General features: G+C 40.3%; 14 protein-coding genes. 9 read left to right on the plus strand and 5 right to left on the minus strand.

The window, feature by feature from the left end:
- Positions 1 to 10: 10 nt before the first annotated feature.
- The gene (gene tsf / locus MP622_RS08795) at positions 11 to 886 is read right to left on the minus strand and encodes a translation elongation factor Ts (protein WP_243790541.1); all 876 of its coding nucleotides are present in this window, start codon (positions 884 to 886) and stop codon (positions 11 to 13) included.
- Between the two features lie 144 nt (positions 887 to 1030).
- Positions 1031 to 1783 (minus strand): 30S ribosomal protein S2, encoded by a 753-nt coding sequence (gene rpsB, locus MP622_RS08800; RefSeq protein ID WP_100241034.1) that lies wholly within the window; start codon positions 1781 to 1783, stop codon positions 1031 to 1033.
- A 208-nt stretch (positions 1784 to 1991) separates the two neighbouring features.
- Here rpsB and map point away from each other — a divergent pair, with 208 nt between their 5' ends.
- From map to MP622_RS08830, 6 genes are all read left to right on the plus strand, one after another.
- Positions 1992 to 2837, plus strand: coding sequence for a type I methionyl aminopeptidase (map, locus tag MP622_RS08805; RefSeq protein ID WP_243790543.1), 846 nt, complete (start codon positions 1992 to 1994; stop codon positions 2835 to 2837).
- Between the two features lie 305 nt (positions 2838 to 3142).
- Positions 3143 to 4213 (plus strand): OmpW family outer membrane protein, encoded by a 1071-nt coding sequence (locus MP622_RS08810; protein WP_243790545.1) that lies wholly within the window; start codon positions 3143 to 3145, stop codon positions 4211 to 4213.
- 429 nt (positions 4214 to 4642) lie between these two features.
- The gene (locus MP622_RS08815) at positions 4643 to 5989 is read left to right on the plus strand and encodes an MFS transporter (protein WP_243790547.1); all 1347 of its coding nucleotides are present in this window, start codon (positions 4643 to 4645) and stop codon (positions 5987 to 5989) included.
- A 372-nt stretch (positions 5990 to 6361) separates the two neighbouring features.
- Positions 6362 to 7576: an MFS transporter gene (locus MP622_RS08820; protein WP_243790549.1), complete on the plus strand. Its 1215-nt coding sequence runs from the start codon at positions 6362 to 6364 to the stop codon at positions 7574 to 7576.
- Positions 7569 to 7706 (plus strand): hypothetical protein, encoded by a 138-nt coding sequence (locus MP622_RS08825; protein WP_016167390.1) that lies wholly within the window; start codon positions 7569 to 7571, stop codon positions 7704 to 7706. The genes MP622_RS08820 and MP622_RS08825 overlap by 8 nt, the downstream gene beginning before the upstream one ends.
- Before the next feature lie 107 nt (positions 7707 to 7813).
- Positions 7814 to 8770: a TauD/TfdA family dioxygenase gene (locus MP622_RS08830; protein ID WP_243790551.1), complete on the plus strand. Its 957-nt coding sequence runs from the start codon at positions 7814 to 7816 to the stop codon at positions 8768 to 8770.
- A 74-nt stretch (positions 8771 to 8844) separates the two neighbouring features.
- Here MP622_RS08830 and sthA read toward each other — a convergent pair whose 3' ends face one another.
- The gene (gene sthA / locus MP622_RS08835) at positions 8845 to 10260 is read right to left on the minus strand and encodes a Si-specific NAD(P)(+) transhydrogenase (RefSeq protein WP_016167388.1); all 1416 of its coding nucleotides are present in this window, start codon (positions 10258 to 10260) and stop codon (positions 8845 to 8847) included.
- A 195-nt stretch (positions 10261 to 10455) separates the two neighbouring features.
- On the opposite strand from sthA, the gene lipA reads away from it, so the two are divergent.
- Positions 10456 to 11469: a lipoyl synthase gene (gene lipA, locus MP622_RS08840; protein WP_044739362.1), complete on the plus strand. Its 1014-nt coding sequence runs from the start codon at positions 10456 to 10458 to the stop codon at positions 11467 to 11469.
- 83 nt (positions 11470 to 11552) lie between these two features.
- Here lipA and MP622_RS08845 read toward each other — a convergent pair whose 3' ends face one another.
- Positions 11553 to 11810, minus strand: coding sequence for a hypothetical protein (locus MP622_RS08845; protein WP_044739361.1), 258 nt, complete (start codon positions 11808 to 11810; stop codon positions 11553 to 11555).
- Between the two features lie 362 nt (positions 11811 to 12172).
- Between MP622_RS08845 and MP622_RS08850 the strand changes: the two genes are divergently transcribed.
- Together MP622_RS08850 and MP622_RS08855 are read left to right on the plus strand one after the other, a co-directional pair.
- On the plus strand, positions 12173 to 13405 hold the full coding sequence (locus MP622_RS08850; protein WP_243790552.1) for an acetamidase/formamidase family protein: 1233 nt from the start codon (positions 12173 to 12175) through the stop codon (positions 13403 to 13405).
- Positions 13406 to 13854: 449 nt separating this feature from the next.
- Positions 13855 to 14142, plus strand: a complete 288-nt coding sequence (locus MP622_RS08855) for a hypothetical protein (RefSeq protein WP_044739359.1) — start codon at positions 13855 to 13857, stop codon at positions 14140 to 14142.
- Between the two features lie 139 nt (positions 14143 to 14281).
- Here the strand turns inward: MP622_RS08855 and MP622_RS08860 are convergent, their stop codons facing one another.
- Positions 14282 to 15067 carry a 3-hydroxybutyrate dehydrogenase gene (locus MP622_RS08860; protein ID WP_044739358.1) on the minus strand — a complete coding sequence of 262 codons (786 nt, stop codon included), beginning with the start codon at positions 15065 to 15067 and terminating at the stop codon, positions 14282 to 14284.
- Between the last annotated feature and the right edge of the window lies 1 nt (position 15068).

Consider the following 15068-nt stretch of genomic DNA (forward strand, 5'->3'; position numbering starts at 1 on the left):
CAAAATAAAATTATTTTGCAGCAGCTTGAGCAGCAGCAACTTCTTCAGCAAAAGAAAGTTCAGCTTTTTTCTCAATGCCTTCACCCACTTCGAAACGTACGAATTGAGCAACAGTTGTACCAGTCGCTTTTAATACATCAGCAACTTTCTTGTCGTTGTCGATTACGTACATTTGACGCTCAAGAACAACTTCGTTCAAGTATTTCTCAACTGAACCAGTAACCATCTTCTCAACGATGTTTGCTGGCTTGCCAGATTCAATCGCTTTCGCTTCTGCAATTTCTTTCTCTTTCGCGATAAGATCAGCAGAAACGCCTTCAGCAGTTACAGCAACTGGGTTGAACGCAGCAACGTGCATTGCAACGCCTTTACCAGTTTCAGCAGAACCTGTGTAAGCAACTACAACACCAATTTTTAAACCGTGTTTGTAAACTGCAAGGTTTTCACCTTCAACAATTTTAGCACGACGTACTTGGATGTTTTCACCGATTTTTTGAACAAGAGCGATACGCGCTTCTTCAACAGTAGCACCATCTTCAAGTTTAAGTTCAGCAATTTTAGCAGCATCAGTTTCGCCAGCAGCAAGTGCAGCAGCAGCAACTTTAGCAGAGAAACCAGCAAAGTTTTCGTCTTTAGCAACGAAGTCAGTTTGGCAGTTTACTTCTAAAAGAATTGCTTTGTTGCCTTCTTGAGCGATAGTGATCGCGCCGTCAGCAGCGATGTTACCTGCTTTTTTAGCAGCTTTAGCTTGACCAGATTTACGAAGGTTATCAATCGCTAATTCGATGTCACCGTTCGCTTCTGTTAATGCTTTTTTACATTCCATCATTGCTAAACCAGTACGGTCACGCAATTCTTTAACCATGCTTGCAGTAATAGCAGTCATGTGAATCTCCTAAAAATCGGTAGAAAATGAATTCTTTTTAGAACAGAAACGGCCCAGAGGGATGCTCATGGGCCGTCTGCATACATGACGCTTACTTTGCCACCATCACATGTCGCAAAAATGACAAGCTTGCGTCAAAACGCATTAAGCCTCAGGAGCTTCTTTAGCAGCTTCGTCGCCTTTTGCTTGTGCATTTGCTTGAGTTTGAGCGTACTCTTTACCAGCAAGGATCGCATCAGCCATCGCAGAAGCGTAAAGTGTTACTGCACGGATCGCATCGTCATTACCCGGGATAACGAAATCAACGTTGTCTGGGTTAGAGTTTGTATCAACGATACCGATTACAGGAATACCAAGATTTTTAGCTTCTTTAATCGCGATTGATTCGTGGTCAACGTCGATTACGAATAATGCGTCAGGTAAACCACCCATGTTTTTAACGCCGCCTAAAGCACGTTCAAGTTTTTCCATCTCACGAGCGCGTTCTAAAGCTTCACGTTTAGTAAGCTTAGCGAAAGTACCGTCTTGAGATTGAGTTTGAAGGTCTTTTAAACGGTTGATAGATTGGCGAAGTGTTTTCCAGTTCGTCAACATACCACCTAACCAACGGTGATCTACATATGGTTGACCAGCGCGTTGAGCTTGTTCACGGATGATGTTTGAAGCAGCACGTTTAGTACCAACGAACAATACTTTGTTCTTTTTGCTTGCAAGATTGTTAACAAAGTTCAAAGCATCATTTAACGCAGGAACAGTGTGCTCAAGGTTGATGATGTGAATTTTGTTACGAGCACCAAAGATGTATTGACGCATCTTTGGGTTCCAGAAACGAGTTTGGTGACCGAAGTGAGCGCCTGCTTGAAGAAGGTCGCGCATGCTTACGTTGTAATCTGCCATTTTCTTTACCTTAAAGTTTGGGTTAGGCCTCCATATATCCGCATTCTCCACCCTTAAAGGGCACCCAGAGTAATGTGTCGATATATGTGCGGATTTTTACCCATTTGAATCAAATGACTCGTGAAGATATTCACGAAAAAGCATTTGATAAAATGGGCGGCTATTTATACCATAGTCACATACAAATTTCCAAAAGTTTTTAGAGATCATGAACACAACTTATCAAGCTCCCCGTCGATTAATTAAAACTGCCGATGAAATTGAAAAAATGCGCGTGGCAGGACGACTGGCGGCGGAAGTGTTGGATATGATCAAACCGCATATCAAACCAGGGGTAACGACCCTCGAATTAGACACGATTTGTCACGATTATATTGTGAATGTACAAAATGCGATCCCTGCATGTTTAGGTTATGGTGCGGCACCTGGTCGTCCAGCGTTTCAACATACCATTTGTACTTCTGTGAACCACGTGGTGTGTCACGGTATTCCATCTGAAAGCAAAATCTTAAAGAAAGGCGATATTTTAAATATTGACGTCACTGTAATTAAAGATGGTTATCACGGCGATACCAATATGATGTATGTGGTGGGTGAAGAGACTTCGATTCTTGCTGACCGCTTATGTAAAGTTGCTCAAGAAGCCATGTACCGTGGTATTGCGACGGTTAAACCAGGTTCGACCATTGGTGATATTGGTATGGCTATTCAAAAATATGTTGAATCTGAACGCTTTAGCGTTGTACGTGAATACTGTGGTCACGGTATTGGTACAGTGTTCCATGATGAACCACAAGTATTGCATTATGGTCAAGGCAACAGCGGTATGATTCTTGAAGAAGGCATGACCTTTACCATTGAGCCAATGGTCAATGCAGGCGTATGGCAAACCAAGTTACTGGGTGACAAATGGACAGTTGTGACCAAAGATCATAAATTGTCTGCGCAATATGAACATACCATTTTAGTCACTAAAGATGGCGTTGAAATTTTGACTGCACGTCCTGAAGAAGATTTATCTCGTTTTCAGACTGACAACGTGTCATTGGCTTAAAATCTAAGTCAATTGTCAAAAAGGTCACCTTCGGGTGATCTTTTTTTATATCCAAAAACAACATCCCCTAACTATTTTATTTTTAATTAATAACAACTTAAAAAATACTCAAACAAGATTCACCACTTACTCTTACGCTTTTTAGAAATAACATGATTAATTGATAAGTAACAGAACCATAAAAAAATCACGGTAATTTTCACAATTTTTTAAAACTATGCCTGTTCTAAAACAACAGTTTTCTTTCGCTGCTCTATTGAATAATGCCCTGAATAAAAATGATGAAAATGGACATGGAGTCCCCTATGCAAAAAACAGGATTAGCATTTTCAATTGCGATTACCCTTATTCCTACATTTAGCCATGCTAAATCTCCATATTTTAGCCTAGAAGATGGTGATGGCTTTAAACGTTTTTCCATTTCTGTGGGTGCATTACATGTTATGCCACAAGGTCAAGCCCAACCGTTTCGAGTCAATACAGCAGTCAAGGAAGGTGAAACAGCAAAGGTCGGAAATATTCATGCACAAACTGTTTTAGACAATATTCGGCCAAGCAGTGACGTTAATCCACTGTTAAAGGCAGCTCTTAAAGGATTGGCTGCAATTGATGCTCCCATCCCTTCAAGTCTCAGTGGTACTGCCGAAATACACGGCTTAAGCCAATGGGATAATGCAGGTACTGGACTTCAAGCAGATGATGTTACAACTTTAGGCATCATGAGTAATTATTTCTTTACAGACCATGTTTCAGTTGAGGTCAAAGCTGGGATTCCTCCTAAGGTCGATTTACAAGGTCAAGGAAAAATCTATGCTCCCTTTTCAGCGATTGCCAGTCCTTTAGGCAGTGTTTTAGGTCAACTGGAACTTGAAAATGATATTTTGATTACTGATTTGTCTGCTCACGGCGCCGCTGCTTCGGCTCGGGCATGGACACCTGCATTTGAATTGCAATATCACTTTGGCAAAACTGGGGTGAATAAATTTCGTCCCTATGTTGGTTTAGGCGTCATGTATGCTTATTTTAATGAATTAGAAATGAACCCACGTATTGAACAAGATTTAATTGCCGCTGGTCATATGATTGCCAATATTAAAGAAGGTCATGCTGGCGGATCTTTAGAAGGTAAAACCAGTTCAGCCAATCCTCAAGTGGATCTTGAAGCATCTGATGCCTTTGCACCGATTGCCACAGTTGGATTTACCTACGATTTTAATAGCAATTGGTTTGCTGTCGGTTCGGTCAGTTATGCTCAACTGAGTAATGACACCACCATTACCGTGACCGATGCCAAACTCGGTGAACTTATCCGCTCCAAAGCCGATATTGAAATCAATCCAATTCTCGCTTATGCCGGTATTGGCTATCGCTTCTAAAATACCAAAACTCATTCGGATTTCTCTTCACGGTATTCATGAAAATAGTATGAAGACCGTGGATTAACTCCTGAGCTTTATCCCTCCAACTTCTCATCTAAAGTGCATTGTTCTGATGCACTTTTATTGAATGATTTAAAGAATGAATTATTTTTGATCAAATTTTATCCTTTTTATCCAGCGTCATTTTCTCTGAATTTCATGATCTCTGAACTCATATTAACCAAGAAACTCAAGTGTTTAATCACTGTATCTGTTGAATAAATGCAAAATCCGCACTTTTGGCATATTGCTTGCACTTTATAATTTATAAGATGAATCAACGTCGATTCACACAGTACATAGACGGCCAACGATGTCCGTTCTGATCGGATTACAAGCAACTTAAAAAACTTGTAAACAAAATGACGCTCAGTTCAGGGGATGGTTATGTCTTCAGCAATAAATAGCGATGCAAAAAAAGCGACACAAATTAAACTTTTTAATTTTTCTACACCCGCCATGCGTGCGTTCCATATGACTTGGCTCGCATTCTTTGTTTGCTTCTTCGCATGGTTTGCTTGCGCACCGCTCATGCCTGTAATTAAAGGCGAATTTAATTTAACCAAAGATCAAATTGCCAACATTAATATTGCAGCCGTTGCGATTACTATTTTAATTCGTCTGATTGTCGGTCCGTTGTGTGATAAATATGGTCCCAGAAAGACCTATACGGCCCTTTTATTACTCGGCAGTATTCCTGTATTTGGCGTTGCCGCTGCCAATACCTACGAATCTTTTTTATTTTTCCGTTTACTGATTGGTGCCATTGGCGCGAGTTTTGTCATTACCCAATATCATACCAGTATTATGTTTGCACCGAATGTCGTGGGTACAGCAAACGCGGCAGCGGCTGGTTGGGGTAATGCAGGCGGCGGTGCAACACAAGCCCTCATGCCACTTCTTCTTGGGGCAATTGTAATGTTTGGTGTAGAACAAAGCATGGGATGGCGCATTGCTCTGCTTGTACCGGGCATCATGATGGTGATTGTGGGCATCTTATATTGGAAGCTCACTCAAGATTGCCCTCAAGGGAATTTTAAAGAAGTCCGTGCGCAAGGCATTGAAGTGGGAAGCGGTAAAAAAGGCGGTACAGCAATTTTGCTGCAAGCTGCACGCAATTACCGCGTTTGGATTCTATTTGTATCTTATGCTGCATGTTTTGGTATTGAAATTTTCATTCATAATGTTGCTGCAATGTATTATGTAGACCACTTCAATATGGGCCTTAAAGAGGCAGGTTTAACTGCGGGTATCTTTGGTCTATTGGCACTTTTCGCTCGTGCTTTGGGTGGCATTGTTTCAGATAAAATTGCAATCGCAAAAGGCCTAGATGGACGCACCAAAGTGTTATTCACGCTAGTCTTACTTGAAGGTTTATTCTTAATCGTATTCTCTCAAATGAATACCGTCACACTCGCTATTATCAGCATGACTGTATTTGCACTCTTTACCCATATGGCATGTGGGGCTACTTATGCACTGGTGCCTTTTATTGACCGTGATGCTTTAGGAGGTGTTGCAGGGATTATTGGTGCTGGGGGTAATGTAGGTGCAGTAGCCGCTGGCTTTTTATTGAAAGGCGTATTAGATGTACAAACTTGTCTATTCATCCTTGGCGGTTTAGTCACAGTTGCAGCCTTTAGTGTCATTTTAATTCGCTTTTCAGTTGAACATAAAACCAAAGAAAAACAACTTTTTGATCAAGCTGTATTAGAACGAAATAGTTTAGCGTAAAACTTTAAATCCTCAGGTACAAATGAGGGTGTATTCACTCTCTGTACCTGATCAAAATAACCTACTGTTTCTTATGTAAAATATTCACTTGATTCGTAGAACCAAAAATCACTCATGCATATAGAATTAATTCTTGAATGTATAAATCCTGATAAATGACAAATCCACGGCATCAAATGTTGAACTATTTCTAATCCAACAATGTCCTAAATATGCAAATAATGACGGTTTCATTAGTTTTCACACATTCATAATGCTGCACCAATCCCCCAATCATTACGTCACTTTTCAAATGTTTTAATCAAATATCGAAATTAATCGATATATTGCGTACAATACAGCCAAACTCATATTTCAAAGACGAATGCGGCAATGACCCAAAGTCAATTTTCAAAACCCCTTATTTATATGCTGATTAGCAGCGCTATCATTTTGGCGCTTTCGCTAGGTGTTCGACATGCATTTGGACTCTATTTGGTTCCTATGAGCCATGAATTTGGTTGGGGGCATAACGTCTTTAGTTTAGCAATCGCATTACAAAACCTGATTTGGGGTGCTGTACAGCCAATTACGGGAGCTTTTGCCGACAAATATGGCAGTAAAATTGTCGTCACAGTAGGAGGTATTCTCTACGCGATTGGCTTATTACTCATGTCCGTCAGCTCAACTGGCTTTATGCTGAATGTCAGTGTCGGTCTGATTTTAGGTTTAGCTTTATCTGCAACCTCTTTTCCTGTGTTACTTTCTGCGGTAGGTCGGGCTGCGCCACCCGAAAAACGTAGTTTGGCTATGGGCATTGCCAGTGCAGCAGGCTCGTTTGGACAATTTATTATGCTGCCGTCCACCTTATTGCTATTGCAAAATATTGGTTGGTCAGCCGCTTTAATTGTCAGTGCGATTTTAATTGCCTTTATTGTTCCACTTGCTTGGATGCTAAAAGCACCCATGTATGTTGCACCGAATAGCCAAACCACAAGTAGTGCACCTGCCCCCAGTTTTAAACAAATTTTGAACATTGCAAAAGCACATAAACCTTTCTGGTTTTTATCTTTAGGTTTTATGGTGTGTGGCTTCCAAGTGGTGTTTATTGGTATTCACCTGCCTGGTTATCTGATTGATCACGGTTTTGATGCGACCACGGGCACGGTGTTTTTAGCTCTTGTTGGGTTATTCAATATCTTTGGTACGTACGGCGCGGGCTGGTTAGGGGGTAAATTTTCCAAACCTAAACTGCTCATGGGTTTATATGCGCTGCGTGGTGTTGCCATGATTGCCTTTTTAGCGTTACCGCTCAGCACTTGGACCGTATATGGCTTCGGTATCATAATGGGGCTATTATGGTTATCTACCGTGCCGCTGACCAATGGTATTGTTGCCAATATGTTTGGCATTCGCTATTTGTCTATGCTCAGCGGTATTGTATTTTTTACCCATCAAGTCGGATCTTTTTTTGGTGGATGGCTCGGTGGCGTGAATCATGACATCACGGGTAATTATCAAGCAGTTTGGATGATTTCAATTGCGCTCAGTGTTTTAGGTGTACTGGTTCATTTCTTTGTCGATGAAAAGGCGGTGGTACATGAATAATTCATCTCTGTTTTGGCTTAAGACATCGATTAGTGCGGTTGTACTGGGACTCATTATTGCTGCCATTGCACTCTGGCTACAAACACCGCAACTCTTCGAGTACTTTAATCAAGCATTCTGCCCACATTAATCTCTTCAAGACTGGCTCTAGTTTTCATAAACTCAGCATTTATTCTTATTTCAAAAAATGCTGAGTTTTTCTTAGTTTAAAACAACAAAAAATTTAGAGTAATAACAATGACCAGTCTTACACAACTTTCTCAAGCCATTCATGATGCACCACAATGGCATTTAGCTGAAGCTCTTCAACATCCAAATGAAATTCAAATTACCCCATTGAAAGATCAAGCTTTAGGCGCAGTTGTGACAGGTCTAGATGCACGTAAAGCACAGTCAGGCGAAACCATTTTCCGTCTTAAACAAGCCCTAGCAGAGCATTTAGTTTTGATCTTTAAACAACAAAGTTTAGATGATTTACAATATCTAGCTTTTGCCAGCTACTTTGGTTCCATTTTCCGCCCAAGCGCTGATAATCCCGTACTTGCCAGCCAATCGGATACTGGCGTCCCACCTGATGTTGTACCTGTGTCAAATGCAGTGGGGCAAGGAGACTACACAGGACACGGCGAGCTAAGCCCACATGCCGATCATCAATGGACACCTCTCCCCTCTTTCGGCTCACTGCTTTATGCCATTGAACTTCCACAAAACGGTGGACAAACCACTTGGTTCAATACCATTAAAGCCTATGATGCCCTCTCAGATGAGCTTAAACAGAAAATCGACTCGTTACAGCTCATTACCTATAATCCGTTTGTCCGTGCACAAAGTAATAAAGGGGCAAGTGGTTATGCAGATTCACCTTACTACCGCTTTAAAGATCAACCTATTCTAGGACATGCCTATCCACATCCACTTGTACGTACTCATCCTGAAACTGGACGTAAGGCTTTGTGGTTAAATACACGTTCAGAAGTTGAATTGGTCAATGTCGATGATATTGAAGGCAGTAAACTCATCGCAGAACTACGCGCACATATTCTAAAACCAGAATTCCGCTATGAACATCATTGGGAAACGGGAGATATCGTGTTTTGGGACAATCAAGTCACATTACATTCAAGAACACCCTTTCCCGCAGAACAACGTCGCTTATTAAAACGTATTAGCTTGGCAGGTGCTCGACCTTTCTAAACGATATTCATCATTTCTCAGCGCATAAAAAAGCCCATTAATTAAAATGGGCTTTTATTCACTTCACTGAATGTTTAGAACAAACGGTTCATACCATTCAAAGTCGCTACACGGTAGGCTTCAGCCATTGTTGGGTAGTTAAATGTCGTTTCCACAAAATACTTGATCGTATTATTTGGACTGTTCATCACTGCTTGACCAATGTGAATAATTTCCGCAGCGTTATTACCAAAACAATGTACGCCCAAAATTTCCAAAGTATCGCGGTGGAATAAAATCTTCAACTCACCGACGGTATCGCCTGTAATTTGCGCACGAGCTAAATGACGGAAAGATGCCTGCCCCACTTCATAGGGAATTTTTTCTTCCGTTAATTGCTGTTCATTCTTACCAATCGAAGAAATTTCTGGAATGGTGTAAATCCCTGTAGGAATATCAACTACAGGTTCAATACCTTCTTCACCACTCATATTTGCCCCTGCACAACGACCTTGGTCATAAGCAGCAGAAGCCAAAGATGGCCAACCAATTACATCACCTGCAGCGTAAATATTCTCAACTTCAGTTTGATATTGATCATTCACGGTAATTTGACCGCGGCTGTTTGGCGTAATACCGACATTCTCTAGTCCAAGACCATCTGTATTACCAGAACGGCCATTACACCATAAAATCGCATCAGCCTTAATTTTCTTACCACTGAGCAAATGCATCACCACGTGATCATCGAAAGTTTCAAGATGATCAATCTGTTCGTTATGACGAATCAATACACCCTGCTCACGCAAGTGATATGACAAGGCATCTGAAATTTCATCATCTAAATAGCTGAGCAATTTCATTTGGGTATTGATCAGATCAACTTTATGATCCAATCCAATGAAAATTGACGCATATTCGCAGCCAATTACACCTGCACCATAAATGATGATTTTCTGAATCGAGAAATCCAAATCCAAAATTTTATCTGAATCAAATACACGCGGATGATTAAAATCAAGCATCGCAGGACGATAAGGACGGCTACCTGTCGCAATCACCAACTGCTTGAACATGATGGTTTCTTTAATCCCATCAGGCGTAAAGACCAATACTGTGTTTTGATCTTGGATATAAGCACGCCCATGATAAATATCAATCTTGTTACGATCGTAAAAACGCGAATGTGTTTCTACCTGTTGTTGAATGACTTTATGTGCATTGCGCAGTACTTGTTTCATGGTGAATTGTTTCCAATCCCCCACTTTTTGGAACATTGGATCGCGTTGGTAGCGAATAATGCTCGATACTGTTTGACGCAATGCCTTACTCGGAATTGTGCCAACGTGAGTACAGTTTCCCCCCAGTTGCTCTCGCATATCAATAATTGCAACGCGCTTACCTGATTTGGCAAGTTTCATTGCCGCGCCTTCACCAGCTGGGCCCGAACCTAGAACGACCGCATCATATTTCAAGAAAGTTCCACTAACGACCTCTTTCTTACGTGCCATTCAACGCTCCTTTTCTATAAATTTGTGTCTATTTTCACTCTATTATGACTGAAAATAGCTGACTTTGCTGTATTTCATAGTCATATATTGAATGATAACGACATTTAGAAAATGAATAGTGTTTTCGCCCTATCAATGTGCAATTCCGTTATAATGTTTAAATATCTCTCCGTGTAAACAGTGGAAAAGTTGAATATGTCTGAAAGCCGTAAACCTGAACAGGGTGTCAAACTTCGTGGTGCAGAAAAAGTTTCACGTATTCCTGTCAAAGTTGTACCTACGGTTGAAGTGCCTCGTAAGCCAGACTGGATTCGTGTCAAGATGACAGCGCCAGAGGAAGTTCAACGCATTAAAACAACTTTACGTGCACAAAAATTACATACTGTATGTGAAGAAGCTGCCTGCCCAAATTTACCAGAATGTTTTGGCGGTGGTACTGCAACCTTTATGATTATGGGTGACATCTGTACTCGTCGTTGTCCATTCTGTGATGTTGCTCATGGCCGTCCAAATGCGCTTGACCCAGATGAACCACGTCATATGGCTGAAACTATTTCCAATTTAGGTTTGAAATATGCCGTAATTACTTCGGTAGACCGTGATGATCTATTGGATGGTGGCGCACAGCACTTTGTAGATTGTATTAAAGAAGCTCGTAACTTAAGCCCGAAAACTCTACTCGAAATTTTGGTGCCAGACTTCCGTGGTCGTATGGATATTGCCTTACGTATTATGACTGAATGCCCACCAGACGTGTTTAACCACAATATCGAAACTGTGCCACGTTTGTATAAAGCGATGCGTCCAGGTTCAGATTACCAACACTCTTTAACGCTACTTAAAATGTTTAAAGAGTACTGCCCTGATGTTCCAACCAAATGTGGTTTAATGGTCGGTATTGGTGAAACTGAAGAAGAAGTCATTGCACTATTAGATGACTTACGTGCCCATGATGTAGACTATGTAACCATCGGCCAGTATTTACAGCCTTCTAAAGAACATGCACCGATTGACCGTTTTGTCAGCCCAGAAGAATTCGAGCGTTACGCAGAACATGGTCGTAAACTTGGTTTTAGAAACATCTGGTCTGCACCAATGGTTCGATCAAGTTACTTTGCTGACCGCCAATACTATGGCGAACCTGTACCCGCAGTGCGTCGTAAAGTTGACCCAGCAAAGAAAATTGCAGTGCAAACAATTGAAGCTTAATTAAGTCTTTGATTTTAAAAACCCTTTAAATACATAATTTAAAGGGTTTTTTATTGTCATGAACATCAATTAAAGCGATTACGCTATATCCAGTACACGTTAAAACTATAAAAGAACTCATTTACTTCGAAACGAACTTGATAACCCAACTGGGTCAATTCAGCCGAAAGCTCCCGAATTTCACTAAGCGGCAAATGCTTAGGTAAAACAGCAAACACTGCTGTATTCCCCTGCTGAGCACTTTCTTCGATTAATTTTGCTAAGCGCTCTTTATAGAGGTTGATATCCAATTTGGCGGTTGCCGTAAGAATTTTGGCATGTTCGGCGGTAATAAAGCTCATTCTTGTTCTCTTGGTATTGATGAATTATTTCTTTTGATCATAGCAAACAGAATAGAGATAAAGTTGAAAAATTGTACAGATTTTTATCTTTAAATTTCTAACATGATCTATTTTCAAAAACTGGGATGATGAGGTGATTGTATAGAAATATGACCAATTCAAAAGTTGCTCTAAAACTAAGCATATTTTACCTATGAGTAAATAACCCTCCAATGAATTGCATCATCATAAGTCAAATTAACTAATTTAATTTTCACATAATTTATTAGAAGTATTGAATTGATTAAGAAATCAAAATTGGCATAAGGATTGCTATATATCAAATACATAGATTGGAGATAGATTAAGTAAAGGTTAAACTTATGTTGAAAATTAAACTTATTTCATTGGCTGTATTAACGACATTGAGCTCAGCATTCACCTATGCCGATGATTTCAAAATTCTTAAACAAATATCTGAAAAACCAACCTTACTTAAAGAGGGTGCATATAAAGGCAACTACTATGTACCATCCACACTAAATACCATTACTTGGGGCTATTTACCCAATCGAGATGCAAAACCAGTTTTGACGGTAAATTCTGGAAGTATTGTCACATTCGATACGGTCTCCCATGAAGGTTTACTTGAAGATCAAGGCCGTGATGCAGACAAATATTTCCAATCTAAAGGGGTCAAGTCTGAATATATTCTAGAGGAAGCCAAAAAAATTACTCAATCCAAATTAGCACATGACTTCCATAAAGATGGCCCCCACATTGTTACAGGGCCAGTTGCCATTGCAGGTGCTGAGCCTGGGGATATTTTAAAAGTCGAAGTGATTAAGGTCGAACCACGTGTACCCTATGGTGTAATTTCGAATCGACATGGAAAAGGAGCATTGGTCGGAGAATTCCCAAAGACACCTCAACAAGATAATCCATCTGCTGAACATCCTGAACGTTTCGGCAATGTTTCAATTTTCACCCCAATTGAAAAGAATGCTCAAGGTGAATATGAAGGTGTATTAAAAACCGCGTCAGGTAAAGCGATTCGTTTCCCGCTTTACCCTTTTATGGGCATTATGGGGGTAGCTGCAAATACTTCTGAACCTGTTCACTCTGTACCACCGGCATTGTATGGTGGAAATATTGATATTAATGAGCTTGGTGCGGGTGCAACTGCCTATTATCCAGTACAAGTCAAAGGTGCACTTTTTTACACAGGCGATAGCCATTTCTCGCAAGGTGATGGTGAAGTCGCACTGACAGCATTGGAAGCATCAGCGCGTGCAACCCTCAAATTTACCTTATTAAAGGCTGGTAAGGACAAGATTCCAGGTCAAGAAATTAAACAACCTTTAGCAGAGAATGCAGAGTTTTGGATTACTCCAGGTTTAGATGCCGATCTAGATGAAGCGATGAAAAAATCTACCCGTGAAGCAATCCGTTTTTTACATCAAGAATATGGTATTGATGAAGCGACTGCCTATGCTTACTTAAGTGCTGCAACAGATTTTGAAGTTTCACAAGTGGTTGACCGCACTAAAGGTATTCATGCCAAAATCCGCAAAGCTGATTTTAAAGAGTTTGAGCCAACCAATCCTAACAAATAACGAATCCTTAAACTGAAAATGAAGGTGATTGCACAATCGCCTTCGTTGAATAAATAGCTTCAATACAATCGATAGAGGTGATTCTCGTACCCATTACATCAGTTTAAATTCACTGTTGTTTACATCTCATCACCACATTTATACGGCAAACCATTGATTAAAAAATACTCAAAGTCATAAACTATTTATATAAGCTACAGGATAACAATAATGACAGGATTCAAACTCTTTACGTACTTAACGATGAGGATGCCCAGATAATTTAAGCCAGTAACAACTTTCGATCTCATGTGAACTAGAGCAAATTGATCTGTTTCGAAAAGCCTAATTGCCCCTGAAACTCAAAGTCATTTAAATGCTCGACCCAATTCTGATCTGAATATATCCTGCTTAAAGTGTCATTCCAGTACTGTAAGTTTGCGCCTAGGAAGGTTTTATAGGAGGTTGATATGAATTTTCTGACAAATTTATTGGTCGCAAAACCTCTTTCCATTTTCGGGATTGCCTGTATCTTTTTTATCGGCTATTTAATTGTACGTAATTTTAGCCACCAGCATAGTGCAAAATATTTAGGCCTAACCTCAATTTTATGGCTGCTTTATGCGCTGTGGGAATTTTTTGTTCAGCTCAAATCACCAGACACCAATATTCGTATTGATTTACTCATTATCTGGCCGGTAATTTTTATACTGACTTTCATTTCCATGCTGTTGCTGTTTTTTAAAAGTGAAAAATAAATGACCATCAGAAATACATCTACCCTCCAAAAAAGAACCAGCCGTTTCCGACTGGTTAAGGAAAAAAGCGACGACTCCATCTAAAGAATAGCGATTCTTTTATGGCTGGATAGAGTCGTCTCTCAATTTATAAGTATTGTTATTGTGCAGTGTATCCTCCATCCATGACTACAGCCTGCCCCGTAATACCGGCACCTTTGTCACTGGCCAAGAAAATTGCATAATCAGCAATTTCTTCAACACGAAGCAAACGCTTTTGTGGCACCATCGCTAAAATCACATCTTCAAGTGCGGAGTCCAAACTCACATTACGCGTTTTAGCTAAATCTGCAATTTGACCACGAACCAATGGCGTATCCACATAACCTGGACACAGTGCATTTACGGTAATGCCATCACGAGCACACTCTAAAGCTGCAACTTTAGTTAGCCCAATCACACCATGTTTGGCACTGTTATAACCCGCTTTACCCGCAAATCCAATTAAGCCATTAATCGATGCCATATTAATAATACGACCTGATTTCTGTGCCTTCATAATTGGAAAGGCATGTTTAATTCCAATAAAAGAACCTGTCAGCATGACTTGAATCAGTTTTTGATACACTGCTGTTGGAAATTCTTCAATTGGCGCGACATGTTGAAAGCCCGCGTTATTAATCAAAATATCCAAAGTACCAAAAGTGTTTTGCGTTAATTCAATTGCTGCCTGATATTCAGCTTCATCCGTCACATCACAAGGGGCTGAAAGTGCCTGAAAACCCTGTGCTTTTAGTGCTTCAGCCGTTTCCTGACATTTTTCAGCATTCATGTCGGAGATCACCACTTTTGCACCTTCTTGTGCAAATTTTTTGGCAATTTCTAAACCAATGCCACTGGCCGAACCTGTAATAAATGCAACTTTATTTTCTAATTGCAAGCTCATG

This window comes from Acinetobacter sp. PK01, assembly GCF_022819285.1.
Taxonomy (GTDB): Bacteria; Pseudomonadota; Gammaproteobacteria; order Pseudomonadales; family Moraxellaceae; genus Acinetobacter; species Acinetobacter tandoii.

What these genes read in the sequence shown, in the direction of transcription:
- tsf (WP_243790541.1), bottom strand. Translation starts at nt 886, where the DNA reads ATGACTGCTATTACTGCAAGCATGGTTAAAGAATTGCGTGACCGTACT.
- rpsB (WP_100241034.1), bottom strand. Translation starts at nt 1,783, where the DNA reads ATGGCAGATTACAACGTAAGCATGCGCGACCTTCTTCAAGCAGGCGCT.
- map (WP_243790543.1), top strand. Translation starts at nt 1,992, where the DNA reads ATGAACACAACTTATCAAGCTCCCCGTCGATTAATTAAAACTGCCGAT.
- MP622_RS08810 (WP_243790545.1), top strand. Translation starts at nt 3,143, where the DNA reads ATGCAAAAAACAGGATTAGCATTTTCAATTGCGATTACCCTTATTCCT.
- MP622_RS08815 (WP_243790547.1), top strand. Translation starts at nt 4,643, where the DNA reads ATGTCTTCAGCAATAAATAGCGATGCAAAAAAAGCGACACAAATTAAA.
- MP622_RS08820 (WP_243790549.1), top strand. Translation starts at nt 6,362, where the DNA reads ATGACCCAAAGTCAATTTTCAAAACCCCTTATTTATATGCTGATTAGC.
- MP622_RS08825 (WP_016167390.1), top strand. Translation starts at nt 7,569, where the DNA reads ATGAATAATTCATCTCTGTTTTGGCTTAAGACATCGATTAGTGCGGTT.
- MP622_RS08830 (WP_243790551.1), top strand. Translation starts at nt 7,814, where the DNA reads ATGACCAGTCTTACACAACTTTCTCAAGCCATTCATGATGCACCACAA.
- sthA (WP_016167388.1), bottom strand. Translation starts at nt 10,260, where the DNA reads ATGGCACGTAAGAAAGAGGTCGTTAGTGGAACTTTCTTGAAATATGAT.
- lipA (WP_044739362.1), top strand. Translation starts at nt 10,456, where the DNA reads ATGTCTGAAAGCCGTAAACCTGAACAGGGTGTCAAACTTCGTGGTGCA.
- MP622_RS08845 (WP_044739361.1), bottom strand. Translation starts at nt 11,810, where the DNA reads ATGAGCTTTATTACCGCCGAACATGCCAAAATTCTTACGGCAACCGCC.
- MP622_RS08850 (WP_243790552.1), top strand. Translation starts at nt 12,173, where the DNA reads ATGTTGAAAATTAAACTTATTTCATTGGCTGTATTAACGACATTGAGC.
- MP622_RS08855 (WP_044739359.1), top strand. Translation starts at nt 13,855, where the DNA reads ATGAATTTTCTGACAAATTTATTGGTCGCAAAACCTCTTTCCATTTTC.
- MP622_RS08860 (WP_044739358.1), bottom strand. Translation starts at nt 15,067, where the DNA reads ATGAGCTTGCAATTAGAAAATAAAGTTGCATTTATTACAGGTTCGGCC.